21 protein-coding genes, 1 tRNA gene and 4 pseudogenes are annotated in these 25598 nt (G+C 65.4%); 13 read left to right on the forward strand and 13 right to left on the reverse strand.

Annotated elements, in window-relative coordinates; translation table 11 throughout:
* Window positions 1-33 precede the first annotated feature (33 nt).
* A tRNA-Gln gene (locus H2O14_RS15405) sits at window positions 34-107 on the reverse strand.
* A 274-nt stretch (window positions 108-381) separates the two neighbouring features.
* Here H2O14_RS15405 and H2O14_RS15410 point away from each other — a divergent pair.
* The 3 genes and pseudogenes from H2O14_RS15410 to H2O14_RS15420 all read left to right on the forward strand — a co-directional run bounded on the left by H2O14_RS15410 (window position 382) and on the right by H2O14_RS15420 (window position 3062).
* Window positions 382-1874: pseudogene (locus tag H2O14_RS15410) on the forward strand (exopolyphosphatase).
* A 3-nt stretch (window positions 1875-1877) separates the two neighbouring features.
* Window positions 1878-2654 carry an RlmE family RNA methyltransferase gene (locus H2O14_RS15415; RefSeq protein WP_182828343.1) on the forward strand — a complete coding sequence of 259 codons (777 nt, stop codon included), beginning with the start codon at window positions 1878-1880 and terminating at the stop codon, window positions 2652-2654.
* A 24-nt stretch (window positions 2655-2678) separates the two neighbouring features.
* Window positions 2679-3062 (forward strand): VOC family protein, encoded by a 384-nt coding sequence (locus tag H2O14_RS15420; RefSeq protein WP_182828344.1) that lies wholly within the window; start codon window positions 2679-2681, stop codon window positions 3060-3062.
* On the opposite strand, the pseudogene H2O14_RS15425 reads toward H2O14_RS15420, so the two are convergent.
* The 5 genes and pseudogenes from H2O14_RS15425 to H2O14_RS15445 all read right to left on the reverse strand — a co-directional run bounded on the left by H2O14_RS15425 (window position 3063) and on the right by H2O14_RS15445 (window position 6768).
* A pseudogene (locus tag H2O14_RS15425) lies at window positions 3063-4453 on the reverse strand (DHA2 family efflux MFS transporter permease subunit).
* An 82-nt stretch (window positions 4454-4535) separates the two neighbouring features.
* Window positions 4536-4814, reverse strand: coding sequence for a TfoX/Sxy family DNA transformation protein (locus tag H2O14_RS15430; RefSeq protein ID WP_182828345.1), 279 nt, complete (start codon window positions 4812-4814; stop codon window positions 4536-4538).
* Window positions 4811-5224, reverse strand: coding sequence for a tellurite resistance TerB family protein (locus H2O14_RS15435; protein ID WP_182828346.1), 414 nt, complete (start codon window positions 5222-5224; stop codon window positions 4811-4813). The genes H2O14_RS15430 and H2O14_RS15435 overlap by 4 nt, the downstream gene beginning before the upstream one ends.
* Before the next feature lie 86 nt (window positions 5225-5310).
* On the reverse strand, window positions 5311-5976 hold the full coding sequence (locus tag H2O14_RS15440; protein WP_182828347.1) for a helix-turn-helix transcriptional regulator: 666 nt from the start codon (window positions 5974-5976) through the stop codon (window positions 5311-5313).
* A gap of 132 nt (window positions 5977-6108) precedes the next feature.
* Window positions 6109-6768: a response regulator transcription factor gene (locus H2O14_RS15445; protein WP_182828348.1), complete on the reverse strand. Its 660-nt coding sequence runs from the start codon at window positions 6766-6768 to the stop codon at window positions 6109-6111.
* Between the two features lie 194 nt (window positions 6769-6962).
* Here H2O14_RS15445 and H2O14_RS15450 point away from each other — a divergent pair, with 194 nt between their 5' ends.
* Window positions 6963-7310, forward strand: coding sequence for a DUF952 domain-containing protein (locus H2O14_RS15450; protein ID WP_182828349.1), 348 nt, complete (start codon window positions 6963-6965; stop codon window positions 7308-7310).
* On the forward strand, window positions 7307-8395 hold the full coding sequence (locus H2O14_RS15455) for a quinone-dependent dihydroorotate dehydrogenase (protein WP_182828350.1): 1089 nt from the start codon (window positions 7307-7309) through the stop codon (window positions 8393-8395). The genes H2O14_RS15450 and H2O14_RS15455 overlap by 4 nt, the downstream gene beginning before the upstream one ends.
* On the opposite strand, the gene H2O14_RS15460 is transcribed toward H2O14_RS15455, so the two are convergent.
* The 3 genes and pseudogenes from H2O14_RS15460 to H2O14_RS15470 all read right to left on the reverse strand — a co-directional run bounded on the left by H2O14_RS15460 (window position 8371) and on the right by H2O14_RS15470 (window position 10527).
* Entirely contained in the window at window positions 8371-9711 is a 1341-nt protein-coding gene (locus H2O14_RS15460; protein WP_182828351.1) for an MATE family efflux transporter, read from the reverse strand. The two genes, H2O14_RS15455 and H2O14_RS15460, sit on opposite strands and share 25 nt — an antisense overlap.
* Window positions 9711-10261 (reverse strand): annotated as a pseudogene (locus tag H2O14_RS15465) (CAP domain-containing protein). The gene H2O14_RS15460 and the pseudogene H2O14_RS15465 overlap by 1 nt, the downstream one beginning before the upstream one ends.
* On the reverse strand, window positions 10258-10527 hold the full coding sequence (locus H2O14_RS15470) for a DUF6460 domain-containing protein (RefSeq protein WP_182828352.1): 270 nt from the start codon (window positions 10525-10527) through the stop codon (window positions 10258-10260). The pseudogene H2O14_RS15465 and the gene H2O14_RS15470 overlap by 4 nt, the downstream one beginning before the upstream one ends.
* A gap of 95 nt (window positions 10528-10622) precedes the next feature.
* Between H2O14_RS15470 and H2O14_RS15475 the strand changes: the two genes are divergently transcribed.
* The 4 genes and pseudogenes from H2O14_RS15475 to pdeM form a co-directional block, all read left to right on the forward strand.
* A complete protein-coding gene (locus H2O14_RS15475; RefSeq protein WP_182828353.1) occupies window positions 10623-11558 on the forward strand; it encodes a class I SAM-dependent DNA methyltransferase in 936 nt (311 codons plus the stop codon).
* Window positions 11559-11639: 81 nt separating this feature from the next.
* Window positions 11640-12263, forward strand: a complete 624-nt coding sequence (locus tag H2O14_RS15480) for a YitT family protein (protein WP_182828354.1) — start codon at window positions 11640-11642, stop codon at window positions 12261-12263.
* A gap of 40 nt (window positions 12264-12303) precedes the next feature.
* The gene (locus tag H2O14_RS15485; RefSeq protein ID WP_182828355.1) at window positions 12304-14814 is read left to right on the forward strand and encodes a ligase-associated DNA damage response DEXH box helicase; all 2511 of its coding nucleotides are present in this window, start codon (window positions 12304-12306) and stop codon (window positions 14812-14814) included.
* Window positions 14815-15041: 227 nt separating this feature from the next.
* A pseudogene (gene pdeM / locus H2O14_RS15490) lies at window positions 15042-15718 on the forward strand (ligase-associated DNA damage response endonuclease PdeM); the annotation flags it as partial.
* A gap of 4 nt (window positions 15719-15722) precedes the next feature.
* On the opposite strand, the gene H2O14_RS15495 reads toward pdeM, so the two are convergent.
* From H2O14_RS15495 to H2O14_RS27560, 4 genes are all read right to left on the reverse strand, one after another.
* The gene (locus tag H2O14_RS15495) at window positions 15723-16520 is read right to left on the reverse strand and encodes a TIGR02186 family protein (protein WP_182828356.1); all 798 of its coding nucleotides are present in this window, start codon (window positions 16518-16520) and stop codon (window positions 15723-15725) included.
* A complete protein-coding gene (locus H2O14_RS15500; protein WP_182828357.1) occupies window positions 16517-17440 on the reverse strand; it encodes a sulfite exporter TauE/SafE family protein in 924 nt (307 codons plus the stop codon). Before H2O14_RS15500 ends, H2O14_RS15495 begins: the two co-directional genes overlap by 4 nt.
* Before the next feature lie 205 nt (window positions 17441-17645).
* Window positions 17646-18473, reverse strand: a complete 828-nt coding sequence (locus H2O14_RS15505) for an SEL1-like repeat protein (RefSeq protein ID WP_312858677.1) — start codon at window positions 18471-18473, stop codon at window positions 17646-17648.
* Window positions 18374-21400 (reverse strand): hypothetical protein, encoded by a 3027-nt coding sequence (locus tag H2O14_RS27560; RefSeq protein WP_246697408.1) that lies wholly within the window; start codon window positions 21398-21400, stop codon window positions 18374-18376. Before H2O14_RS27560 ends, H2O14_RS15505 begins: the two co-directional genes overlap by 100 nt.
* Before the next feature lie 505 nt (window positions 21401-21905).
* Between H2O14_RS27560 and H2O14_RS15510 the strand changes: the two genes are divergently transcribed.
* Genes H2O14_RS15510 through H2O14_RS15525 form a run of 4 tightly spaced genes read left to right on the forward strand, consistent with a single transcriptional unit; the run spans window position 21906 to window position 25594 of the window.
* Entirely contained in the window at window positions 21906-23699 is a 1794-nt protein-coding gene (locus H2O14_RS15510) for an acyl-CoA dehydrogenase C-terminal domain-containing protein (protein WP_182828359.1), read from the forward strand.
* 55 nt (window positions 23700-23754) lie between these two features.
* Window positions 23755-24012: an AbrB/MazE/SpoVT family DNA-binding domain-containing protein gene (locus H2O14_RS15515; protein WP_182828360.1), complete on the forward strand. Its 258-nt coding sequence runs from the start codon at window positions 23755-23757 to the stop codon at window positions 24010-24012.
* Window positions 24012-24341 (forward strand): type II toxin-antitoxin system PemK/MazF family toxin, encoded by a 330-nt coding sequence (locus H2O14_RS15520; RefSeq protein ID WP_182828361.1) that lies wholly within the window; start codon window positions 24012-24014, stop codon window positions 24339-24341. The genes H2O14_RS15515 and H2O14_RS15520 overlap by 1 nt, the downstream gene beginning before the upstream one ends.
* A 44-nt stretch (window positions 24342-24385) precedes the next feature.
* Window positions 24386-25594 carry an acetyl-CoA C-acetyltransferase gene (locus H2O14_RS15525; protein WP_182828362.1) on the forward strand — a complete coding sequence of 403 codons (1209 nt, stop codon included), beginning with the start codon at window positions 24386-24388 and terminating at the stop codon, window positions 25592-25594.
* Window positions 25595-25598 lie beyond the last annotated feature (4 nt).

A 25598-nucleotide genomic window follows, 5' to 3' on the forward strand; every position in this document is an offset into this window, starting at 1 on the left:
GATTTGTTCGGCAGAAAATGTAATGAAATCAGATGGCTGGGGAACCTGGATTCGAACCAGGACTAACGGAGTCAGAGTCCGTGGGTCTACCGTTAACCTATTCCCCAGCAAGCGTTTTCACGCCGCTCGATCGTCATGCGCGTTGGAAGCGCTTGGCCGTCGGTGAGCGGGCTTCTAGCATATTGACGGGGAGGTTCAAGCGGAAAATTGGGTTTGTGTGAAAGAAATTCGTCGAGGCGGCTCCGACGAAAGCCCTCATTTGCGCAGACGCAAAAACAAATTGTCGTTTTGGCGGCGAACTGGTACATTCCTTGCCAACACTGAACAGAGACTTGCGCCTGCCGCAGCCGAACGGCGCGCAGCGCGCCGTGGAACATTACCGTGAGTGACCCCGAATCCGGCGTAAAGCCGTCTGACGCCGGGGCGTCCGGGGCGGGACAGAAGCCGGGGAGAACTCTTCCCGGCGTGCGAAACGTCGGCGCAAGCGTGCGCAGTCGTCCGCCAATCGTCCGCCTCAAGCTGCCGAGACGCGCAAGTCCGGCGGCGAGACGTCCCAATCCGTTGCGCCGGGCCAAGGCCCGGATCGCAAGAAAAAGCGCCGCAAGCGGACGCGTGGACCTGCGTCCGCGGCGTCGGACCAGCCGCGTCCGCAGGTCGAGGCCCAATCCGCCCTGCCCAAATCGGGACCGGACAAGCCCGCCTCCTCCAAGAAGAGCGGTCGAAACCGTCGCAGGCTGCAGCCGCGGCCGCTGCCTCAGGAGCAATCTCCACGCGCTCACGGCAAGCCCGCCGAACGGTCGGACGGCGCCTCGCGGGCCGATCTGCCGCGGCCCAAGCCCGCCGCGCCGGAATTTCCGCCGCCGGACACGCTCTACGCCGCGCTCGATCTCGGCACCAACAATTGCCGGCTGCTGATCGCGCAACCCACCCGGCCGGGCCAGTTCCGGGTCGTCGACGCCTTTTCGCGCATCGTAAGGCTGGGCGAAGGGCTCGGCTCCACGGGACGGCTGTCGGAAGACGCGATGGACCGCGCCACGGAGGCGCTCAAGGTCTGCGCCTCCAAGCTCGCCGCCCGGAAGGTGCGCCGCATGCGGCTGATCGCCACCGAGGCCTGCCGCGCCGCCTCCAATGGCGAGGCTTTTCTTGAGCGGGTGACGCGGGAGACGGGCCTCGAACTCGACGTCATCAATCGCGAGACCGAGGCTCGGCTCGCCGTGTCCGGCTGCGCCTCGCTGATCGGCCGCGACGCCCGCTCCGCCGTGCTGTTCGATATCGGCGGCGGCTCGTCGGAAATCGCCATCCTGCAGATCAACGGCCAGCGCTCGCCGCGGCTCGCCAACCACATCACCCACTGGACTTCGCTGCCGGTGGGCGTGGTGACGCTGTCGGAGCGGCATGGCGGCCGGCATGTCACGCCGGATATCTTCGCCGCCATGGTGGCCGAGGTCGAGGAAATGCTGTCGCGTTTTTCGGCGCCGGCCGCCTCCGAGCTCGATTTCGCCAACAGCGGTTTTCACATGATTGGCACCTCGGGCACGGTCACGACGCTGGCGGGCGTCTATCTCAATCTGCCGCGTTACGATCGCCGCCAGGTCGACGGTCTCTGGATGGACGCCGCCGACGTGACCGCCATGCAGGATCGCCTGGTCGGGCTCGATTTCGCCGCCCGCGCCGCCAATCCCTGCATAGGGCCGGATCGCGCCGATCTGGTGCTGGCCGGTTGCGCCATTCTCGAGGCCATTCGCAGGCGGTTTCCGGTCGAGCGCATGCGCGTCGCCGACAGAGGCTTGCGCGAAGGCCTGCTCACCGAAATGATGGCCGATGACGGCGCCTGGCGCAAAGCCAGGCCGCGCCCGCCCTTTCACAGGATCTGACCCATGACGAGCAAACCCACCGGCGGCAAGGGAACCGGCCGCAAGCTGACCCAGCATGTGAAGAAGAAGAAGCTGAAGGAATCGTCGCGCCGCTGGCTTCAGCGCCATATCAACGATCCCTATGTGCAGCGCTCCCGCCTGGAGGGCTATCGCTCGCGCGCGGTCTACAAATTGCTGGAGATCGACGAGAAACATCACATTCTCTCGGGCGCCCGGCGCATCATCGATCTCGGCGCCGCCCCCGGCGGCTGGTCGCAGATCGCCGCCCGCGTCACCGATTCCACCAATGACAATATCCGCGTCGTCGCCATCGATTTTCTCGAAATGGACGCCATTCCCGGCGTGCATTTCCTGCAGATGGACTTTCTCGACGACGCCGCGCCCCAGGCGTTGATGGATGCGCTGGGCGGCATTCCCGACCTGGTGATTTCCGATATGGCCGCCCCCACCACCGGCCACCAGCGCACCGACCATTTGCGCACCATGCATCTGTGCGAAGTGGCGGCGCATTTCGCCGTCCAGGTGCTGCGCGAGGGCGGCCATTTTCTCGCCAAGACCTTCCAGGGCGGCGCCGAGAAGGAACTGCTCGACATGCTCAAACGGAATTTCCGCCAGGTCGTGCATGTCAAGCCGCAGGCTTCGCGGGCGGAATCGGTGGAGATGTTCATTCTGGCCAAGGGATTCCGCGGACCGAAGGTCGGCGCCATCGGCCATGAAGAGGCCGCCGACAGCGATCGTGACGCCGGCGATCACAGGGACCAGTACGACGACGAGGAGTGATCGTCGGTGTCGGGAGGAGAGGCCATGCTGCTTTATGTGACGCTCGGGACCCGCGATCTCGCCCGCGCCATCGCCTTCTACGATCCGGTGATGGCGACGCTCGGTTATACGCGTCTGGTCACCAAGGATGTCGAGGTCGGCTATGGGCGCGAAGACGACGCGCGCTGCCGCCTCTGGATCACCTATCCCTTCGACCAGCAACCCGCCACCCATGGCAACGGGTCCATGCTGGCGCTGGCGGCCGATCGTCGCGCCGCGGTCGACGCCTTCCACGCCGCTGCGATCGCTCAGGGCGGGCAGGACGAAGGCGCGCCGGGGCTGAGGCCCTATCACGCCCATTTCTACGCGGCTTATGCCCGCGATCCCGACGGCAACAAGCTGTCGGCCGTCTGCGAGACGCCGGAGTAGTCAGCCGGCCTCGGCCTTGTCGACATGACCCGAGACATTGGCGCCGGCATTGGCCGGCAGCCGTGAAATCGGCCAGGCGCCAAGGAGATTGAGAAACGCCACTGCGATGAAGGCTATGTGGAACGCGCCGATCGTCAAGCCTTCCCCGCTCGACAGCGCGTAGAGCTCCAGCAGCACGCCGGCAAAGGCGACGCCGAGCGCGCTCGACACCTGCTGGATCACCGCATTGAGCGCCGCGGCGCGCCGGCGCGCTCATGCTCGATGTCGGCGAAGCCGAGAATATTGATGCCGGTGAAGAAGAAGGACCGCACGAAGCCCGCGACGAACAGAGTCAGCGTCAGCGCGAGATGCGGCGTGTCCGGCATGAACAGCGCATTGGCCGCCGTGCCGACCGCCGACAGGCTCGCGGCGATGATCAGCACATTGCGAAAGCCGAAGCGATGGAAGACATGGCGCGCCGCGAATTTGGTCAGCAGCGCGCCGCCCGCGCCGATGAAGGTGATCATGCCGGATTCGAACGGCGTCAGGCCGAAGCCGAGTTGCAGCATCAGCGGCAGCAGGAAGGGCATCGCGCCCATGGCGATGCGGAAGATCGTACCGCCGGTCACGCAGGCGCGAAAGGTTTCGACGGAAAACAGCGTCAGATCCAGCACGGGATGCGGATGCCGCCGCGCATGCCGCACGAAGAGCAGCGTGGAGAGCAGGCCGATGGCGGTGGCGGCGACGCCGAAGACGGGCGGCAGCGCCGGCAGGCTGACCACCGACAGCCCGAACACCACGCCGGCGGCGGCGATTCCGCTCAAGGCGAAGCCGATGCGGTCGAGCGGCGGCGACCCCACAGGCGGCAGGTCGGGAATGAAGACCAGCGACAGGATCACGCCGAGAATGCCGACCGGCAGATTGATGAGGAAGATCCATTCCCAGCTGAAATAGGTGGTGATGAAGCCGCCGATCGGCGGGCCCACCAGGGGACCGATCACGGCGGGAATGGTGAAGAGCGACATCGCCGAGACGAGATTGGCTTTGTCGGTGGAGCGCAGCAGGATGGCGCGGCCGACCGGCGTGGTCATCGCCCCGCCCATGCCTTGCAGGAAGCGCGCCAGCACGAAGAAGGGCAGGTTGGCGGCCAGCGCGCAGAGCGCCGAGCCCGCCATGAACACGATCATCGCGGCGATGAACACCCGTTTCGCGCCGAACCGATCCGCCGCCCAGCCGCTGAGGGGAATGAACACGCCGAGCGACACGAGATAGGAAGTCATGGCGAGCTTCAGCGTGATCGGTCCGACATCGAGATCGGCGGCGATGGCCGGCAGCGAGGTGGCGATGACGGTGGAGTCCATCTGCTCCATGAACAGAGCGACGGCGAGGATCAGGGGAGCGTAGCGATGCAAGGCTGTTTCGGCGGAAGAGGAATCGGTCGTCCGAAAGAGCCATGGAAAGATGGCGCTGACAAGGTCGCCGCCCTCGGCCGCGTCAGTCGCGCTTTCGCTGCTCGCGCGTGACCGCTTCGCGTTCGAGCGCGGCCTTGTGCGCGGCGTCGAGCCGGCGCCAGTCGACATCGGCCAGCGCGCCGGCCAGCGCATGCAGCATAGACTTGGTGACGGCGCGCGGCCCGAAACGGAATTTCAGCCGCGCATAGGCTTCGACCGCGCCGATCTCCTTGAGCCCCGCCTCGTCGCTCACGCCGATCTCCGTCAGCATCGGGCAGGATTTCGGGCCGAGATTGCGCAGATCCCGCAGCGGCCGGTTCACAGTCGACGGTAGCGGGCGGCGGCGGCGCGTTCGATCGCGGCGGCGGTCAGCTTGTCGAGCTCCAGCCGGGCGCGCAGCAATTGCAAAAAGCGCAGCTCCGTCGGCTCGATCTGATTGTCGGCGATGGCGATCTCCACGGCCAGCGCATAGGCCGTGTCGTAGAGACGCGGCGGCAGCGCGTCGCGGATGGTTTCGAGCGCGATGTCGAGGCCTTCCGGGCCGGCGAGGATTTCCTGGGCGCGGCGGCTGGTCGGGATGACGTCTTCCTCGTCGAAGCCGGCGAACACCGGCAAGAGGCGCGCGAGTCGGGCGATGCCCTTGAGTTCGGGATCGGGCATATGGCCGTCGGAGGCCGAGGCCATCACCATCACATAGATCAGCGCCGCCTGCGCCGTCACTTTTTCCGCCATGACATCCTCGCCAGAACTGGTTTGCTCCTCAGCAGGTAGAGCGGGGCGCGGGTGAAATCAAGATGGGCTGCGGTCGGAGAATTTTCCTACTGGCTGGCCCAGATGATGCGGGCGATCCAGTCGACATCGGTCGCCTCCAGCGTGCGGCCGGGATGCTCCGGATTGAGCGACATCAGTTCGATCGTGCGCGGAGTCTGCCGCGCCAGCACTTTCGCCATCACCTCGCCCTCGCGGGTACGCACCACCACACGGTCGTTGCGGCGCACCTGCGCGCCGGGCTCGACGATCAGCACGTCGCCGTCGCGATAGAGCGGCATCATGCTGTCGCCCTGCACCTCCAGCGCATAGACGCCGGGTTTATGGGCGGGCGAGGCGGGAAATTCCACCACGTCCCAGCCCTGGCCGGCCGGAAAGCCGCCGTCGTCGAAAAAGCCGCCCGCGCCCGCCTGGGCGAAACCGAGCAGAGGGATGGGCGAGACCTGGGGCGGAAAAGCGCCGTCGGGCAGGCTCGATCCGCGGCCCACGGGCACCAGGAAGGCCATGAAGTCCTCGATGGTGGAGCCGGTGGCTTCGAGGATCTTGTGGATCGATTCCGTCGACGGCCAGCGCTGGCGGCCGTCGGCGGAACTGCGCTTGGATTTGTTGAAAGCCGTGGGGTCGAGCCCCGCCTTGCGGGCCAGGCCGGAGGGGGTCAGGTCATGCCGCGCTGCCAGGGAATCGATGGCTTCCCAGATCTTCTCATGCGAAAACATGGCGGACGGTCCGTCAATTGGCGGCCCGCGGCGACGCGATACGAAAGGCGGGCGATGTCGTGGATCACTGGCGCGGATCTTAACCATATCCCGGCGCGCGAGTAAAGGATGCGAGGAATAAAATCCTGTGCGTCAATTCGCCTGCGGCAGCGCCGCGCCGATCTTACCGATCTGGATCACCGCCTGGGTGCGGCTGTCGACGTCGAGCTTGAGCAGTATGGCCGAGACATGCGCCTTGACGGTGGCTTCGGAGACGCCGAGTTCATAGGCGATCTGCTTGTTGAGCAGCCCTTCGCCGATCATGCCGAGCACGCGGGTCTGCTGCGGCGTCAGCGTCTTCAGCCGGCCGATCAGCGCGTCGATTTCATTGTCCTGATCCCGGCCCGCCTCATAGCCCGGCGGGGCGTAGACGCCGCCGTCCAGCACCGCGGCGATGGCCGCCCGGATGTCGTCTATGCCGCTCGATTTGGAGATGAAGCCGGACGCGCCGAGATCGAGCGCGCGGCGGATCGTGGCGGCGTCGTCGGTGGCCGAGACGACGGCGACGGGGATCGCCGGAAATTCCGCCCGCATCATCATCAGGCCGGATAGGCCGCTGACGCCGGGCATAGCGAGATCCAGCATCATCAGATCGGCGTCGGGATGGTCTTCGGCCGCTTTTCGAGCCTCCTCCAGCGATCCCGCCTCGACGATGGCCGTGTCCTGTCCGCCGAAAGCGAGCGCCTGTTTCAACGCCCCACGAAACAAGGGATGATCATCGGCGATGATGATCGTCGCGGAAGTTGTCTGCATTTTCCCCCGTGAGCCTGCTGGCAAGCCCGGACTTTCTCGTTGTGAGGAGCTTATATCAGGCCCCTCGAAACGAAAAGCCTTTTGTCACGGTCTTTCGCCTTATGGCTGCAACAGCGCGGGGCCTCCCGTTGCCTCGGCTGTTTTCTTTCGCGTCGAGATGGGGTAGGCAGGCCGGAACTGGGGAAGAGGCCGAGATGACCGAACTGATTTACAAGATTGTCCCCGCCGAGATCTGGCGGCAGGCGGAAAGCGATGGCGTCTTCGCGGGCGCCGGCATCGACCTGGCCGACGGCTTCATCCATTTGTCCACCGCCCGGCAGACGCGGCGGACGGCGGAGCTTTATTTCACCGGCCAGACGGGGCTCGCGCTCATCGCGATCGACGCGGCGGCTCTCGGCGCTGCGCTCCGCTTTGAGCCTTCGCGCGACGGCGCGCTCTTCCCGCATCTCTACGGCCCCCTCCCGCTGGCCGCAGTCGAGGCGACTTATGCGCTGACGCTCGACGGCGAGGGCCAATTCATCTTTCCGGAGGAGATCCCATGAAGGACGCGCTCTGGCCGCTGATGCGGGCCGGCCTGTTTCGCCTCGATCCCGAACAGGCGCATAATCTGTCGATCCGCGCGCTGTCGCTCGGGCTCGCGCCCGCCTGCCGCATCCCGGCCGATCCGCGGCTCGCCACTCAGATCGCCGGTTTGAGTTTCCCCAATCCGATCGGGTTGGCCGCCGGCTACGACAAGAACGCCGAAGCGCCGGAGGCCATTCTCCGGCTCGGTTTCGGCTTCACCGAAGTCGGCACGCTGACGCCCCGCCCGCAAGCGGGAAATCCCAAGCCCCGGCTGTTCAGGCTGGTCGAGGACGAAGCCGTCATCAACCGCTTCGGCTTCAACAATGAGGGCCATGCCGTGGCCTTGGCGCGGCTCGACAGGATCGACCCGCTGGCGCTGGTCGGCGTCAATATCGGCGCCAACAAGGACGCCGTCGATCGTGTGGCCGATTATGTCGCGGGCGTCAGAACCTTCTATCGCGTGGCGCGCTATTTCACCGCCAACATTTCCTCGCCCAACACGCCTGGTCTTCGCGACCTGCAGGCGCGCGACAGCCTGCGGGAGCTCCTGTCGGCTGTGCTCGCGGCGCGCGACGAGGAAGCGGCCAAGTCCGGCCGGCATGTGCCTGTGTTCCTCAAGATCGCGCCCGATCTCACCGAAGAAGGCATGGACGATATCGCCGGGGAAGCGCTGGCGAACCGGCTCGACGGGTTGATCGTCTCCAACACCACGTTGTCGCGCGAGGGTTTGCGCGATCAGCGCCAGGCGGGCGAGGCGGGCGGCATGTCCGGCAAGCCGCTGTTCGACAAGGCGACCGCGGCGCTGGCGCGCATGCGCAAGCGGTTGGGTCCCGACTTTCCGATCATCGGCGTCGGCGGGGTGGATTCGGCGGAGGCCGCGGCGGAGAAGATCCGCGCCGGCGCCGATCTCGTGCAGCTCTATTCGGCCATGGTCTATGGCGGCCCCGGCCTGCCTGCGCGCATCGTTTCGGGTCTCTCGCGTGTCTGCGATCGCGACGGCCTCGCCTCGATCCGCGAGATCCGCGACACGCGGCTCGATCACTGGCTGGCGCGGAAACTCTGAGCCCTCAGTTTCGGCACGGCGATGGCGAGAAACACGCCGCGCAGGAAGAGAAACAGGTTGAGCGACAGCCAGAGCCCGGTATTGCCCAGCGGCGCCAGCGCCCAGAGACAGAGGCCGAAGCCGGCAAAGGAGAGCAGCATCCGGTTGCGCATCGCCTTCGACCAGGCGGCGCCGATGAAGACGCCGTCCATCAGGAAGGCCAGACAGCCGCTGATGGCGGTAATCGCCGCCCAGGGCAGGTGCTGATAGGCAATAGTCCGCACCGGCTCCGAGGTCGTCAGGAAATCGATGATCGGCCGTCCCGCCACAGCGAGGATCAGGCTGGTGAGGATCGCCAGCGTCAGCGACCAGTAGCCCGTCAACCTCAGCCCCCGGTCGAATGCCGGCCGGTAGCCGGCTCCCAGCGACCGGCCGATGATGGTTTCCGCCGCGTTGGCGAGACCATCCAGCCAGAAGCCGGCCACCATGAAAAAATTCATCAGCACGGCGTTTGCGGCCAGCGTCTCCGCGCCGAATTGCGCGCCGATACGCGTCATCAGGAAGAAAGCGCCGAGCAGCACGAAAGAGCGGATCATGATGTCGGCGTTGAGCGAAAACAGCCGCGCCAGTTTGCCCCGCTCCAGCAGGCCGGCAATGCGTCGCGGATCGCGCGCGGCAAAGCCTCGGAGCACGATGATGAGCCCGGCGATCATGCCGACCACTTCGCCTGTCACAGTCGCCAGCGCGATGCCGGCGATGCCGCCCTTCAGAACAAGCCCGAACAGCACCGACAGCGCGATATTGACTCCATTGATCAGCGCCTGCAGCAAGAGCCCGGTCTTGGAGCGGCCCTGTCCGAGCAGAAAGCCGAGGATGGCGTAATTGGCGAGCGTCGCCGGCCCCGACAGGATGCGCAGCGAAAACCATTCCGACGTCGCCCGCGCCGCGCCCTCGGTCGGGCTCATCAGCGCGAGCCCCAGTTTCAGCAGCAAAGGGCCGACCAGCACGATCGCCGCGCCGATCGCCAGAGCGCTGATCAGCGCCCGCCAGAACACCGCCTCCTGCTCCGCCGTCTCGCCGCGTCCCCAGGCCTGAGCCGTCAGCGCCGTGGTCGAGGCGCGCAGGAAGTTGAAGCTCGCAAAAATCAGGTCGAACAGCACGGCGCCGATAGCAAGACCCGCCAGCGCGTCGGCGTCGCCGAGCCGTCCGGCCACCGCCGTATCGGTGATGCCGAGCAGAGGCGTGGTCAGGAAGCCGAGCGTCATCGGCAAAGCGAGGCCCAGCACCATCCGATGCGTCACCTCGAAGCCGCCGCCCTGGCTCGCCTCCGTGCGCATCAGAACAGCTTCAGAGGAAAGCGGGCTACGGAGCCGCGGCCGGGGCGCGGCTTCGAGCCGAGCACCATCGCCCAATAGGGCCTGCCGTCGGCGCTATTGACGGCGCGGACCACGCCCAGCGTTTCGAAGCGGCCCATCATATTCTCATAGTGTCGAGGCGAGGTGATCCAGGCGGCGACCGCCGCCTCCACGCTTCGCTGGCCCGATGCGATATTCTCGGCGGCCGGCAGCGGCACCTTCATCCGCCGCATGCGCGCGCCGAACTCTTCCGGGCCGAGCTTGTGGGCCATCTTGCCGGCATTGGCCATATTCTCGGCCTGATCGCGGGCGGCGGCGATGGTGACGGGATCGGCCACGAGCGGCGGTAGGCCTTTTTGGCGCGGGCCTGGTTGACCAGCGGCAGCGCCTCGACCGTCAGGTCCATGACCGGCCCGACAGGGGCGACCGGCGACAGGGCCGTGGTGGTGGAGCAGGCGGCGAGCGCCGAAAGCGCGGCAAGGCCGAGACCGGCTCTCAGTAGGCGCCGACGTGAAAGAGCGGAAGAGATCACGATTTGCGCCAACTCAGCAAGCGGATCAGAATGAAGACGGGTATGACCACGGCGGCGCCGATCAGCAGATAATCGCCGACGCGGCCCAAGGCGCGGAAGCCTGTGCGCCAGAGGTCGCTGATGAAATCCTGCGTCCAATAAAAAATGTCGGCGGGATAGACGCCCAGCATATGCATGACGAAGCCGACGACCAGCGACACCACGATGAGCTTGATCGCCACACGCAGGGGCGAGTCGCCCAGAAAACGGTTCAGGCCATCGCCCATGTCACACTCCAGTTTGCGCAAACGAGGAATCGCTTGACCGCGTCGCAAGGCGGAAATTAGACAAATCCGCCCAATATGGAAAGAAATCTCCCGCCATGGCTCCCAAACGCATTTTGACCTCCGGCGATCTCGTCGCCGATCGCCGCGCCGATTACGCCGCCATGTTGGCCGAAAGCGGCGACGCCCTCGCCGCCGCCGACTTGATGGAGCAGGCGCTGGAGCTCGCGCCCGGCTGGACCGCCGGCTGGGTCAAGCTCGGCGATTATCGCGAAAAGGCCGGCCTCATCGAGCCGGCGGTCGAGGCCTATCGCCGCGTGGCGGTCTCCGATGACGCCGCGCTGTTCGGCGTCGATCTCAAGCTCGCAGCACTCGGAGCCGCCGAGACGCCGGCGCTGCCGCCGAGCGCCTATGTCGAAGGCCTGTTCGACGACTACGCCGACCGGTTCGAGACGGCTTTGGTCGAAAAGCTCGGCTATTCCGTGCCGAAAAAGCTCGCGGCGCTGATCCGTACGGCGAAGGGCGACGCGCATTTCGCGCTGGCCGTCGATCTCGGCTGCGGCACCGGGCTGCTCGGCCCGGAGATTGGCGACTGCGTGTCCGCGCTCGAAGGCTATGATCTCTCGGAAAACATGCTGGCGAAAGCCCGCGCCAAGGGCGTCTACCGCCATCTCGCTCGCGCCGATCTCTCTTTGTCTCCGGAAGCCTCCGGCCTGTTCGACGGTTTGGAGCAAGGCCGCGCCGATCTCGTCGCCGCCGCCGATGTGATGATGTATCTCGGCGATCTCGACGCCGCCTTCGCCAATGCCGCCACGCTTTCAACGGTCGGTGGTCTCTTCGCCTTTTCGGTCGAGAAAGACGAGGCGCGGACGGGCTTCTCGCTCCGTCCCTCGCTGCGCTACGCCCATTCCCGCGCCCATGTCGAGACTATCCTCGCCCGCCACGGTTTTGCGCCCATCGCCTGCGAGGAGACGGTGATCCGCATGGATGCGGGCCAGCCGATTACCGGCCTGTTGTTCCTGGCGCGAAAGTAGGGCCGCCCGGTTCCCTTCGTGCAAAAATTATGTCAGTATAGCTGACATAATTTTCAATCCTATGCGGCGCGCGGGGATAGCATGGCCAAAATCGGCATCTGGAACACCGAACCGACCAAGCATTCGCTGTTCGAGGATGCGCAAGGCGTGTTCACCGGCACGGTGCTGGCCTCGCTCGGCATCATGCTGCTCACGAAGGCTGGCCTGTTGACCGGCGGCGTCGCCGGCATGGCCTTCCTGCTGAAATACGCCTTCGGGGTGAATTTCGGTCTCGGCTTCTTCCTGATCAATCTGCCGTTCTACTATCTCGCTTATAAGCGCATGGGCAAAGCCTTCACCATCAAGACCTTCTGCTCGGTCGGACTGCTTGCGCTTCTCACCCAGTATCAACCGCAATGGCTGGAGATCGATTATGTGCATCCGGTCTGGGCGGCGGTGCTGGGCGGCCTGTTGATCGGCATGGGCATGCTGGCGCTGTTTCGCCATCGCGCCAGCATCGGCGGCGTCGGCATTCTCGCGCTCTATCTGCAGGATCGCTTCGGCTGGCGGGCGGGCTTCGTGCAGATGAGCATCGACATGGTCATTCTCGCTCTGTCCTTCTTCGTCACCAGCCCGTTCATCGTCTTGTGTTCGGTGCTCGGCGCCGTGGCGCTGAATTTCTTCATCGCGGTCAATCACCGCACCGATCGCTATATTGCGATGTGATCGAAAGCACCTATCTTGCCGTGGAAGCGGAGGATGGCGGATGGACGCGAAGACGGACTGGAGCGGCGAGGGCGGTTTGCCGTCTCTGTTCACCCGCTGGTTTACCGAACGCGGCTGGTCGCCCAGGCCGCATCAGCTCGCGCTTCTCGACAAAACAGGCGATGGCCGTTCGGCGTTGCTGATCGCCCCCACCGGCGCCGGCAAGACGCTGGCCGGCTTCCTGCCCTCGCTGGTCGATCTCCACCGGCGGGGCAAGCCCAAGCCCGGAACCGGCTTCCATGGCGTCCACACGCTCTACATCTCGCCGCTCAAGGCGCTGGCCGTCGATATCGAGCGCAATCTCGAACGCCCGGTCGCCGAAATGGGCCTCCCGGTCACCATCGAAACGCGCACCGGCGACACGCCGCAGCACAAGCGCTCGCGCCAAAGGCTCAATCCGCCCGATATTCTTCTCACCACGCCTGAACAGCTGGCGTTGCTGATCGCGTCGAAAGAGGCCGAGCGGTTTTTCAAGGAATTGCGCTTCGTCGTGTTCGACGAATTGCATTCGCTGGTCACCTCCAAGCGCGGGCATCTGCTGTCGCTCGGGCTCGCCCGGCTGCGAAAGCTCGCGCCCGACGTACGCACGATCGGGCTGTCGGCCACCGTCGCCGATCCCGACGATCTCCGGCGTTGGCTGGTGGCGCAGAAACCCGGCGAGACGGCGCTTTCGGAACTGGTGACGGTGGCGGGCGGCGCGCGTCCCGTCATCAGCATTCTCGACACGGAGGAGCGTATTCCCTGGTCGGGCCACTCGGCGCGCTATGCCATGGGCGAGGTCTACAAGGCGATCGGCGCGCACCGCACCACGATCCTGTTCGTCAACACGCGCTCGCAGGCCGAGATGCTGTTCCAGGAGCTCTGGCGCATCAATGACGACAACTTGCCGATCGCGCTGCATCACGGCTCGCTCGACGCCGGCCAGCGCCGCAAGGTCGAGGCGGCCATGGCGGACAACCGGCTGCGGGCCGTCGTCGCCACCTCGACGCTCGATCTCGGGCTCGATTGGGGCGATGTCGATCTGGTCATCCATATCGGCGCGCCCAAGGGCGCCTCGCGGCTGGCGCAGCGCATCGGACGCTCCAATCACCGCATGGACGAGCCGAGCAAGGCCATTCTCGTTCCGGCCAACCGCTTCGAGGTGATGGAATGCCAGGCGGCGCTCGACGCCAATTATATCGGCGCGCAGGATACGCCGCCGGTGGGCGAGGGCGCGCTCGACGTGCTCTGCCAGCACATCATGGGGCTCGCCTGCGCCGATCCCTTCGACGCGCTCGAGGTCTATGACGAAATCACCAGCGCGTCGCCCTATGCCCATCTCTCCTGGGAGACGTTCGAGCGCGCGCTCGATTTCGTCGCCACCGGCGGCTATGCGCTCCGCACCTATGAGCGCTACGCCAAGATCCGCAAGACCAAGGACGGGCTTTGGCGCGTGTCGCACCCCGCTTACGCCCAGCAATACCGGCTGAACGTCGGCACCATCATCGAGGCGCCGATGATGAATGTCCGGATGGTGCGCAAGGGCAGGGGCGCGGTGGGGCGCGGCGGGCCGGTGCTCGGCCAGGTCGAGGAATATTTCCTCGAACAGCTCTCGGCCGGCGACACATTCCTGTTTTCCGGCAAGGTGCTGCGCTTCGAGGGCATCCGCGAAAACGAATGTCTCGTCTCCGACGCTTTTTCGCAGGATCCGAAAATCCCGGCCTATGCCGGCGGCAAGTTTCCGCTTTCGACCTATCTGGCCGAGAGCGTGCGCGCCATGCTCGACGATCCGGACAAGCGGAAGGATCTGCCCGATCAGGTGCGCGACTGGCTGTCCATCCAGGCGGAGAAATCCGTGCTGCCGCGGCGCGACGAATTGCTGATCGAGACCTTTCCACGCGGCAATCGCTTCTACATGGTCGCCTATCCCTTCGAGGGCCGGCTCGCGCATCAGACGCTCGGCATGTTGCTGACCCGACGGCTGGATCGCGCCGGCGCCAAGCCGCTCGGCTTCGTCGCCACCGATTACGCGCTGGCCATCTGGGGGCTCGAAGATATGGGCGCGCATTTCGCCCGCCACAGCCCTTCCATCCACGACCTGTTCGACGAGGACATGCTGGGCGACGATCTCGAAGCCTGGTTGAACGAAACCTGGCTCTTGAAGCGCACCTTCCGCTATTGCGCCGTCATCGCCGGTCTTATCGAACGCCGCCATCCCGGCAAGGAGAAGAGCGGACGGCAGGTCACGGTCTCGGCCGACCTGATCTATGACGTGCTGCGCAGCCACGAGCCAGACCACATCCTGCTGGAGGCGACGCGTCAGGACGCCGCGCAGGGACTTTTGGACATTCAGCGACTTGGCGATATGCTCACGCGAATCAAGGGGCATATCCGGCTGAAGCGCCTCGAGCAGATCTCGCCGCTCGCCGTGCCGATCATGCTGGAGGTCGGCAAGGAGTCCGTCGGCTCCGCCGCCGACGAAGCGCTGCTGGCCGAGGCCTCGGACCAATTGATACGGGATGCGATGAATTGAATTGGACTGATCCGAGCGTGGGGCTACCCCCTCTGCCCTGCCGGGCATCTCCCCTCAGGGGGAGATCGAAGGAGGAGAGCGTCTGCACGCAATGTGGCCGTCGAGATTTGGGCGAGGGTCAAACCGCCAGCCAATCTCCCCCTTGAGGGGAGATGCCCGGCAGGGCAGAGGGGGTAACCCCGCATGACCCGCTTCGCCAGAAACCATCAGCCCTCCGAAAACCAAGCCCCCCTTGCGAAGCCGAACTGAACGGCCAGCGCCTCGTCTTCGATCCGCTCGGCGCGCTCATGCTGCCCGATCACGGCCTGCTCTGCGTCTCGGATCTCCATCTCGAAAAAGGCGCAGCCTTCGCCCGTCGCGGCCAGATGCTGCCGCCCTGGGACACGCTCGCAACGCTCAGGCTGCTGGAAAGCGTCATCGCCCGGCATGATCCGCGCATCGTCGTCTCACTCGGCGACAATTTCCACGACCGGCGCGGCGCCGATCTGATGCCGCCGGAATTCCGCAGCTATCTCGAAAGCCTGATGCGCGGCCGCGAATGGATCTGGATTACAGGCAATCACGATCCCGACGGCGTCGGCGCCCTGTCCGGCCTGCAGGCCGACAGCCTGCATGTCGCCGGCCTCACCTTCCGGCATGAGCCGGGCGCGGCTTGCGATCCCGGCGAGGTCGCCGGCCATCTGCATCCGGCCGCCACGCTGGTGCGCCGCTCGCGCGGCGTCCGCCGCCCCTGCTTCGCGCTCGACGGCAGACGGCTGATCATGCCCTCTTTCGGGGTGACGACCGGCGGGCTCGACCTCGATCACCGCGCCTTCAGGGGGCTGTTTGAAAAAGCAGGCTCACCGCCCATCTGTTGAGCCAGGGTCGGGTTCACAGCTTCGCCTATGACGCTCTGCGCGGATAAGGCCTCAATCGCGCCGGAACATCACGCTCGCCGTCCATCCCGTCAAAGCCGCGAGAAACACCGCGAAAATTCCGTAGTAAAGCGGGTCCTCCTCGGCGGCGCGGGTGATCATCTGCTCGATGCCGGTTTTCTGGACATGCAGGCTCAGTTCCTTCTCGGCGATATACTGGCCGGTCTTGAACACGACGGCGCGGATCGTATGCGTGCCGTTGGGGATATCGGCCGGAATATGGATATTCGCCTGGAACAGCGACGACGACACGAAAGACACGCCGCCCGGATTGGTCTGGTAGAGCCGCGCCTTCTCTTTCAGGCCCAGGAAGGCGTCGCGAAATTCCGCGAGTTCCTCGGCGCGGCCCGAAAAGGTCGAGGGCACCACCCTGACGCGCGGAAGCCCGACATTGTGGGTGTAGAGTTCCAGCGGCGCGCCGATGTCGGCGATGACCTTCGTCGACGCCATCGACAACGATTCCGGCATGCGTTCGAAGGTCACGGCATGGCGGTTGATCCACACGCCCATCACCCTGTCCTTCTTGCGGACCGTCACGAAATCGCGCGGGCCTTCGAGCGAGACGACGATGTCGTAGGCGCCGATCGCGAGAAGATAGGGATCGACGTTTTCGAGCGAGCCGAACACGGTGACGTCCGTGCCGGCGAAATCAGGCGCGATGGCGATTTCGCGTGAGGACACGCCGATATTGATCGCCTCGCGCTCGACGGGACGCGGCGGCCCGCCGATCGGCTCGGAAAGCGCCGACGCCGGCAGAAGCGCCAACAGCAGAAAGAGCGCCGCCGCCCTCATTGCCCCGCCCCCGTCCGCGCGATCGAATAGAGATCGGCCGGCGGCAGGAAGAGGTCGATGGCGAGGCGGATGCCGACCGCGAGGATCAGGAGCGCGAGCAGCGCCCGCAACTGTTCGGCCTTCAGCTTCTGGCCGACGCGGACGCCGTATTGCGCCGCCACCACGCCCGAGAGCATCAGGATGAAGGCGAGAACGATGTCGACCGTGTGATTGGCCACCGCCTGCACGATGGTCGAATAGGTCGAGACGAAGATGATCTGGAACAGCGACGTGCCGACCACAACGCTGGTCGGGATGCGCAGCAGATAGATCATCGCCGGCACCATGATGAAACCGCCGCCCACGCCCATCACCGAGGTCAGCACGCCGACGCCGAAGCCGAGACCGGCCACCGGGATCACCGAGAGATAGATCTTCGATTTCTTGAAGCGCATCTTGAAGGGCAGGCGATGCACCCAATTGTGCTGGGCGCGCTTGACCGTCACCGTTTCGTTGCGGCGGGCCCGCCTGAGAGCATTGACGCTCTCCCACATCATCAGCCCGCCCACCGAGGTGAGCAGAACCACGTAAAGCAGCGAAATCACCAAGTCCAGCTGGCCCAGCGCCCGCAAGGCCGAGAAGATCCAGATGCCGACCGTCGCGCCCAGAAGGCCGCCGAGCAGCAGCACGGTGCCGAGCTTGAGGTCGATGGTGCCGCGCCGGAAATGGGTGATGGCGCCGGAGATCGAGGAGGCCACGACCTGATTGGCGCCGGTGGCGACGGCGATCGCCGGCGGCACGTTGTAGAAGATGAGCAGCGGTGTGATCAGGAAGCCGCCGCCGACCCCGAACATGCCCGACAGGAAGCCCACGGCGGCGCCCATGCCGAGTATGATCAGGATATTGGCCGACAGTTCGGCGATCGGCAGATAGATGGTCACGCGCGCTCCTTGCGGAAAAAGGAGTTTGACAGATCGGGTCGCCCCGGCCTGTTCAAGAGTGTTACAGATTGACTTTAAATAACTGTTGCGCCGCGAAAATGGCGGTGTCAACCGCGACGGGCGCCCCGTCGCGGATATAATGAATTAACCATTTCGCCATGGATTCCACCGGTTAAGTGGACTTCCTCGCGCGTCTGGACCTGGTTCAGGACGGCTTCTTGTTATGCTTGAGAAGTTCCTTGACCAGCGCCTCGTCGATCTTGCCGGTCGGCTCCTGGCCGACCTTCTTCTGGAAGGCCTTGATCGACTCGACCGTCTTCTTGCCGATCGCGCCATCGGCGGGGCCGGCGTCGAAGCCGTTGTTGTTGAGGATCGCCTGGATGTTGCGGATCGCCTTCTTCATGTCGACGCTCGCAGTGGTGTTGGCTTTGGCGATCCAGTCGTCGGGGACGATGGGATTGTTGGCGTCCTCATTGACCGGCGCGGCGCGCCACAAGTCGACTTCGGCCTTGGCGGCCTTCAGTTTCTCGGCGCCCAGCGCATTGGCCACTTCGTCGCGTTTTTGCGCCGCGTCCTGGTCGCCCTGCATGGCCGCCACCGCGAACCACTTGTAGGACTGGCCGAGGTCCTGCGGCACGCCGTTGCCGCGCGCATAGAGGATGGCGAGATTGTACTGGCTGTCGCGCACATTGTGCTCGGCGGCCTCCTTGAACCAGCGGGCGGCCTCGGCGAAATCCGGCTTGCCCTCGGCGCCGGTGGCGTTCAGAACCGCCAGATTGTGCATCGCGCTGGTGTTGCCCTGGCTTGCGGCCTGGGCGTAGAGCGCGCGCGCCCTGGGGATGTCGCGGTCGACGCCGAGACCCTTCTCGTAGATGCTGGCGAGGCGATATTGCGCCGGGGCGAAGCCGGCGTCGGCGGCGCGCTGATACCAGTTCATGGCAATCTTGGGATCGGCGGCGACGCCGCGGCCATCGGCGTAGCGGGCGCCGATTTCGAAGAAGGCCAGCGGATCGGCCTTCTTGGCGGCGGCCACCAGCGATGCGGGCTTGAGATCGGCGGGAGTTTCCACCGCGACGATCTGCTGCTGTTCGACCGCGGCCGGAGCCGGCTCGGCGGGCGCCGCGGCGTCCGCGGTCGGCGCGGCGGCGGAAGCCGTCTCGGCGCTCGCAGGCTCCATGGCGGCCGAAGGTTCGGCGCCCGACGGCATCTCGTCCGGCTGGGTGTTGGACGATGACTGCAGGGGCGGCGGCTCGACGCCGGAGGCGTCGGCGGTTTGGACCGGCGCCGTCTCCGCCTGCGCCGGCGCTGCGCTTTCGGCGATGGTCGGCTGGACAGGGGTTTCGGCCGCGTCGCTGGTCTTGTCCTCGACGGGGCGGAGACCGCCTGCGGCTCGGGCTCGGCCTTGCTGTTGATCAGGTTGGAGACCAGGGGATAGGACAGCATGAGCAGCAGCACCGCGCCTGCCGCAAGAAGCAGCGGACGGCGCGCCTGGCCATCGTCCTTTTTCACCGACGGCTTGGCTGAGGTTTTGGCCGTCGTCTTGCCCGCCTTGAGCGGCTGCTGCATGCCGGCTTCGCGGGCGGCGGCCTGGGCGGCGCGGCGGGCGGCGGCGATCACGTCGGCGGGACCGGCTTCCGCGGCGCGACCGGATTTCTGGCCGGCGCGGACTTTCTCCATGATCTTGCGGACGTCGGGCGCAGCGCCGCCGGGCTCGATCAGCAGGCCGTCATCGGCCTCCTCGACCTCGACGGCGGCGGGATCGAGAGCCGGGGTCGGATCTATCGTCAGACGCGCGTCCGATTTCTTCTTGGAGGGTTTCAGTTTGGCGGCGAGGCTGGCGATCAGGCTGGAGGGCCGAGCCTTGACCGGTTCGGCGCGGAGGTCGGCGCCGTCGCCGGGAGCCTGCGAGTCCTGCGCCACGGCGGCGTCGGCCGCTGCGGCGAAGTCATGGTCCTCGAACACGTCCACGGTCGCGACCGGGCGCGGCGCCGGCCGCGGCGGCGCCGCCGGTTCTGCGGCCGCCATGGGCGCGCGGGGCGCGGGAGTCTCTTCGGCGGGCGGGGCCGGCTTGAACACCGGTTCCGTCGCGCGCGGCATCACCGGGGCGTCCTCGCGGCGCGTCCGCTCGGTCGCCAGGCTGATATCGTCGAGCCGGCTGGCGATCTGGGTCAGCGTCTGGTGCAGGGCGGAGAACGTTTCCGCGGTGCGCTCCTCGCTGGAGCGGGCATAGGTTTCGAGCGCCCGGAGGTCGTCGGTGAGCGCGGTGAGGGCTGCGAGATCGACGCCGGCTACGCCCTGCGCATGGGTTCCGGCGCGGGCATAGGCCTCCACCACCGCTTCGGCGGCCTGCCGGGCGGCTTCCACGATGAATTCGTCGCTGGTGGCGATATAATCCTCGATCACCGCCATGCTGCGCGTCAATTCTTCCGGCGCAGCATGGGCCTGCGACGGCTGGCTGAGCAGCGACGACAGCGAGGCGATCTGTTGCTCGAGATTGGCGAGCGCGCGCGCGTCGGACGGAGGCGCAGCGGCGGACTCTTCCAGGCGCGCAGCGATGTCGGACAAACGATGTTCCAGATGACTGAAGTCCGGCGCCATGACGGACATCGGCTCGGCCGGGCGGTCGAGATCGTCGATCCGGCGAGCCAACCGGTCCAGACGGTCGATCAGCGGCGCGGGATCGTTGTCGCCAAGGCGATCGATCTTGCGCGAGAGATCGGCGAGATGCCCCATCACGTCTGCGCCGCCGCGATCGTCGAGACTGCGCTCGATCAGGCCGGAGAGTTCGGCGATGCGCCGCTCCAGCTTCTGCGTCTCCTCGTCGACGGCGAGATCCTCGATGCGTTGCGTGAGGAATTCGATGCGCTGGGCGAGGCCCGATTCCTCGTTCTGGCGATGCAGCGCGTCGATATGCAGGCCGAGTTCGGCGATGCGCCGCTCGACCGACTGCAGCGCGGCATGGTCGCGGCCGTTGTCGGCCTGGCGGACGCTGACCGCGATGGCGCGACTGATTTCGTCCAGCCGCCGGTCGAGCCCTTCGAACTGGTCGCCGAGTTCGTTCTTGGCTTCGACGCTGCGGCCGACGGATTCCACCGCATCCGCCAGCGTGATCAGCTTGTCTTCCAGGGAGCGGATGGCGGGGGCGGCGTTGACTTCGCCGAGACCGTTCTTGATGCCGTCGATGCGCCAGGCGATCTGCACCAGTTCTTCGCGCAGCGACTGCTGGTCCAGTTCGTCGACCTTGCGGGCGGTGTAATCCCAGACCTCTTCGGCGCGGCTCCATTTGTCGTCGAGCCGGCGGATGCTGTCCTCGCGCGCCAGTCCGGTCGCCATGCTGCGGAGATCCTCGATCTCGGCGATGAGGTCGTCGAGGCGAGGGGCCTGCTCCTTCTCGCCGATCCGGCGAACCGTGTCGTTGAGCTTGAGGATTTCGTTGCGCACGAGCTCGCTCGCGCCGACGCCGCCGGCGGCCACGCCCTTCAGGCCGCGGATTTCGTCGCGGATCGCGTCGAGATTGTTGTGGCTCATGCCCTGGCGCAGTTCGCCGCGCAGGGCTTCGAGCGTCGCGGCGATATCGGCGAGCGCGTCGTGATGCTGCTGCGGCGGTTGCGCATAGGCTACAGGCGCAGGGGCGACATCGCGTGAGCGGGGAACGTCGCGTCGCGGCTCATGATCGTCGCGCCGCTCCGGGCGTTCGCGCCGTTCCGGCCTGCCGCGCTCGGGATCCGCGCGCAGCGTCCGGTCTGCGGCGGCGACCCGCTCGCGAACCGACGACAGCATGCGCTGGCGTTCGAGAATTTCGTCGACCGAGCCGGGATCCATATAGGCCGGACGGCTGGGCGGGCGCTTTTCAGCCACCAGGCCTTGGATACGCGCTTCCAGCCCTTCGATCGTCTTGCTCAACTGATCGAACGAGGGCTTGCCGCCATAGCTAGAATACTGTGATCGTGATCCGTTCATGTGTCAGCTCGCTCGACGTCCGGGCCGGAATTCAGGTCGACCGATCGCGTCTCTTTTGTCGGCTCGGGCGGGCGAAGGCCCAAGCGCTCCACGATAGCGTCTGAGGCTTTCCTCGGGCTTTCCGCCTGCATCGCGCATAGACGCAATCTCATTCGTCCTTAACTAAGATGCATGGATAGTTAAACAGGGTAAACAAACGGTTAATTTGCGCATTCCGCAGCGTAACGAAGTCTGGAAAACGGCGACTTTGCACGAAGTCGTAACGATCATCCGGTTATGATTGCGCAACAGGCCTGCAAATCGGATCTTTTACCGTTCGTTAACCAGTTTATTGTCGCCAGGGGCTCCGCCGATGCGATCTGCCGCTCGACCGGGGACAATCGTAAAACCTGAAGGGACAGGCGCCGGAATTCCCCGGTAGGGTAATATTTGACGTTTACGCAAACGTCAAAATTTTGTAGTAGTGCTATCCAGATCGATTTACGGCGAAGGCGAGGAGGCGTTCATGCCCGTTTACAAGGCTCCGGTCGACGACACATTGTTCGTGCTCAACGATGTCCTGGGGATCCAGAAGTTCAACAATCTTCCCGGCTTTTCCGAGGCGTCGCCCGATGTCGTCGACGCCATCGTCGCCGAAGCCGCCAAGGTCGCCGAGGAAATTCTGTTTCCGCTCAATCTCTCCGGCGATCAGGAAGGCTGCACCCGCCACGACGATGGTTCGGTGACGCCGCCCAAGGGCTTCAAGGCCGCCTATGACGCCTATTGCCAGGGCGGTTGGATCGGGCTCTCCGTTCCGGAAGCTTATGGCGGTCAGAACCTGCCTTACGTGCTGCACACCGCCGTTGGCGAGTATATGTCGTCGGCCAACATGGCCTTCGCCATGTATCCGGGCCTCACCAACGGCGCGATCGCGGCGATCCTCGTGCATGGCTCGGATGCCCAGAAAGAGACCTATCTGCCGAAAATGGTCGAGGGCGTCTGGACCGGCACCATGAATTTGACGGAGCCGCATTGCGGCACCGATCTCGGCTTGCTCCGCACCAAGGCCGTGCCGCAAGGTGACGGCTCCTACAAGATTTCCGGCCAGAAGATCTTCATCTCCGCCGGCGAACACGACATGTCCGACAATATCATCCATCTGGTGCTCGCCCGCATCGAAGGCGCGCCGGAGGGAACCAAGGGCATTTCGCTGTTCATCGTGCCGAAGTTTCTCATCAACGAGGACGGCTCGCTCGGCGCGCGCAACGGCGTCAGCTGCGGCGCGATCGAGCACAAGATGGGCATCCACGCCAACGCCACCTGCGTCATGAACCATGACGAGGCGACCGGCTATCTGATCGGCCAGGAAAATCGCGGTCTCGCCGCCATGTTCGTGATGATGAACGAGGCGCGTCTCGGGGTCGGTCTGCAGGGCCTGTCGATCTCGGAAGCCGCCTATCAGTCAGCCGCCCAATATGCCCGCGACCGCATTCAGGGCCGCTCGCTCACCGGTCCCAAGGCGCCGGAGAAGAAGGCCGATCCGATCATCGTCCATCCGGATGTTCGTCGCACGCTGATGCAGATCAAGTCGATCAACGAGGCCGGTCGCGCCTTCGCGCTCTATTCGGCGCTGCAGTCCGATATCGCGCACCGTTCGGAAGACGCCGCCGCGCGGCAGAACGCCGACGACATCCTGTCGATCATGACCCCGGTTCTCAAGGGCGTGATGACCGATCGCGGCTTCGACAATGCGGTCGCCGCCCAGCAGATGTTCGGCGGCCACGGCTATATCGAGGAATATGGCATGAGCCAGTATGTCCGCGACGCCCGCATCGCCATGATCTATGAAGGCGCAAACGGCGTTCAGGCCATGGACCTCGTCGGCCGCAAGCTCGCCGCCAATGGCGGCCGGGCGGTGATGGCAGTCTTCAAGGAAATCGGCGATTTCTGCGAAGAGAACCGCACCAATGAGAAACTCGCGCCCTTCACCAAGGCGATCAAGAAAAGCTTGAACGATCTTCAGGCCGCCACCATGTGGTTCATGAGCAACGCCATGGCCAAGCCCGACAATGCCGGCGCCGGCGCGACCGATTACATGCATCTCTTCGGCCTCGTCATTCTCGGCTATATGTGGGGCCGCCAGGCCAAGGCCGCGCAGGAACTCCTCGACGCCGGCGACGCCCGCGCCGAGTTCCTCGCCAACAAGCTGGTGACGGCGCGCTATTACATGGAGCGGATGATGCCGGAAACGGCCTTCCGCAAGGCCCGCATCGAAGCCGGAGCCGACAGCGTCATGGCGCTCGATGCGGCGGCGTTCTGATTTGCGGAAGGAGCGGAAAAGTTATATTGTGATATAACTTTTCCGGGAGAGATCCATGGCGACTTCGACGTTGAGAACCGTAGGCGGCTCCGTGATGATGGCGATCCCCAAGCCGCTTCTGGAGAAGTTGGGACTTGGGCCCAACGCCAAGCTCGATCTCACCGTCGAAGATGGTCGGCTGGTCGCGGTTCCCAGGCCGCGGCCACGCTACAGTCTCGACGAACTCGTCGCCCAATGCGATCCGGATTCGCCGCTCAGCGAGGACGAGCAGGCCTGGCTCGATGCGCCGCCCATGGGCCGCGAGGCATTGTGATGGAGAGGGGCGACATCTGGCATGTCGATCTCAATCCGGTCAAAGGCCGGGAACAGGCCAATCCGCGCTATGTCCTCGTGCTGACGCCAAAGGCCTTCAACCAGCTAGGCGCTCCCATCGTCGCGCCGATCACTGCCGGCGGCGAATTCGCCCGTTACCAGGGCTTCACAGTGCCGCTGTCCGGCGCCGGCACGAATGCTGTCGGCGTGGTGTTGTGTCATCAGATCCGCGCGCTCGACATCCGGGCGCGCGGCGGCAGGTTTTTCGAAAAAGCGCCCGACTTCATCGTCGATGATGTCCTGGCGCGCGTGTCGACATTTTTTGAATAAGTTCCAGGCCGATCGCGATCGGCCGAAAGGGAGGAAAGACGAACATGACCGAAGCCTATGTTTTTGACCATGTCCGGACGCCGCGCGGCCGCGGCAAGAAGGACGGCGCCTTGCATGAGGTGCCGACGCCCCGGCTTGCTGCCCATACGCTTGCCGCGCTGCGCGACCGCAACGGGCTCGACACATCCACCGTCGACGACATCATTTTCGGCTGTGTCGATCCGGTCATGGAAGCCGGCGCGGTGATCCCGCGTTCCGCCGCCTTCGAGGCCGGTTATGATTTCCGTGCGCCGGGCATGCAGATCTCGCGCTTCTGCGCCTCTGGTCTCGACGCCATCAATCTTGCGGCGGCCAAGATCGCCCAGGGCGCAGACGACATCGTCATCGCCGGCGGTGTGGAATCCATGAGCCGCGTCGGCATGGGCATGGCAGGCGGCTCCTGGCCGGTCGATCCCTCGGTGGCCATTCCCGGCTATTTCATGCCGCAGGGCGTCTCCGCCGATCTCATCGCCACCAAATACGGCTTCAGCCGCGACGACGTCGACGCCTATGCGGTGGAAAGCCAGAAGCGCGCCGGCCATTCCTGGTCTGAAGGCTATTTCGCGCGCTCGGTCGTGCCGGTGAAGGACGTCAACGGCCTCACCATTCTCGACCGCGACGAGCATATGCGGCCCACGACCGACATGCAGTCGCTCGGCCAGCTGCAGCCGTCGTTCCAGATGATGGGCGAAATGGGCGGCTTCGACGCCGTCGCCATCGATGCGCATCCCGATGTCGAGCGCATCAACTATGTCCATCACGCTGGCAATTCCTCGGGGATCGTCGATGGCGCGGGCGCCGTCCTCCTCGGCTCCAAGGCCGGCGGCGAGGCGATGGGGCTGAAGCCCCGCGCCCGCATCCGCACCTTCGCCAATATCGGCTCCGAGCCGGCGATCATGCTGACCGGTCCGGTCGATGTGACCGAAAAGCTGCTCAAGCGCGCCGGAATGACCATTGGCGACATCGATCTCTTCGAACTCAACGAAGCCTTCGCCGCCGTGGTGCTGCGCTATATGCAGGCCTTCAACATTCCGCATGACAAGATCAACGTCAATGGCGGCGCCATCGCGCTCGGCCATCCGCTCGGCGCCACCGGCGCGATGATCCTCGGCACCGTGCTCGACGAGCTCGAGCGCCGCGGACTCGGCACCGCGCTGGTCACGCTGTGCATCGGCGCCGGCATGGGCACCGCCACCATCATCGAGCGCGTCTGAGACT

Origin of the sequence: Rhizobium sp. G21 (genome assembly GCF_014158035.1) — a bacterium.
In the GTDB taxonomy this organism is placed as follows: domain Bacteria; phylum Pseudomonadota; class Alphaproteobacteria; order Rhizobiales; family Rhizobiaceae; genus Rhizobium_E.

Bases quoted from the DNA above. Each gene is read 5' to 3' on its own strand.
- H2O14_RS15445 (WP_182828348.1), bottom strand. From the start codon at position 6,768: ATGCAGACAACTTCCGCGACGATCATCATCGCCGATGATCATCCCTTG.
- H2O14_RS15525 (WP_182828362.1), top strand. From the start codon at position 24,386: ATGACCGAAGCCTATGTTTTTGACCATGTCCGGACGCCGCGCGGCCGC.
- H2O14_RS15420 (WP_182828344.1), top strand. From the start codon at position 2,679: ATGCTGCTTTATGTGACGCTCGGGACCCGCGATCTCGCCCGCGCCATC.
- H2O14_RS15480 (WP_182828354.1), top strand. From the start codon at position 11,640: ATGGCCAAAATCGGCATCTGGAACACCGAACCGACCAAGCATTCGCTG.
- H2O14_RS15520 (WP_182828361.1), top strand. From the start codon at position 24,012: ATGGAGAGGGGCGACATCTGGCATGTCGATCTCAATCCGGTCAAAGGC.
- H2O14_RS15515 (WP_182828360.1), top strand. From the start codon at position 23,755: ATGGCGACTTCGACGTTGAGAACCGTAGGCGGCTCCGTGATGATGGCG.
- H2O14_RS15455 (WP_182828350.1), top strand. From the start codon at position 7,307: ATGAAGGACGCGCTCTGGCCGCTGATGCGGGCCGGCCTGTTTCGCCTC.
- H2O14_RS15470 (WP_182828352.1), bottom strand. From the start codon at position 10,527: ATGGGCGATGGCCTGAACCGTTTTCTGGGCGACTCGCCCCTGCGTGTG.
- H2O14_RS15435 (WP_182828346.1), bottom strand. From the start codon at position 5,224: ATGGCGGAAAAAGTGACGGCGCAGGCGGCGCTGATCTATGTGATGGTG.
- H2O14_RS15485 (WP_182828355.1), top strand. From the start codon at position 12,304: ATGGACGCGAAGACGGACTGGAGCGGCGAGGGCGGTTTGCCGTCTCTG.
- H2O14_RS15415 (WP_182828343.1), top strand. From the start codon at position 1,878: ATGACGAGCAAACCCACCGGCGGCAAGGGAACCGGCCGCAAGCTGACC.
- H2O14_RS15450 (WP_182828349.1), top strand. From the start codon at position 6,963: ATGACCGAACTGATTTACAAGATTGTCCCCGCCGAGATCTGGCGGCAG.
- H2O14_RS15440 (WP_182828347.1), bottom strand. From the start codon at position 5,976: ATGTTTTCGCATGAGAAGATCTGGGAAGCCATCGATTCCCTGGCAGCG.
- H2O14_RS15475 (WP_182828353.1), top strand. From the start codon at position 10,623: ATGGCTCCCAAACGCATTTTGACCTCCGGCGATCTCGTCGCCGATCGC.
- H2O14_RS15460 (WP_182828351.1), bottom strand. From the start codon at position 9,711: ATGCGCACGGAGGCGAGCCAGGGCGGCGGCTTCGAGGTGACGCATCGG.
- H2O14_RS27560 (WP_246697408.1), bottom strand. From the start codon at position 21,400: ATGAACGGATCACGATCACAGTATTCTAGCTATGGCGGCAAGCCCTCG.
- H2O14_RS15495 (WP_182828356.1), bottom strand. From the start codon at position 16,520: ATGAGGGCGGCGGCGCTCTTTCTGCTGTTGGCGCTTCTGCCGGCGTCG.
- H2O14_RS15510 (WP_182828359.1), top strand. From the start codon at position 21,906: ATGCCCGTTTACAAGGCTCCGGTCGACGACACATTGTTCGTGCTCAAC.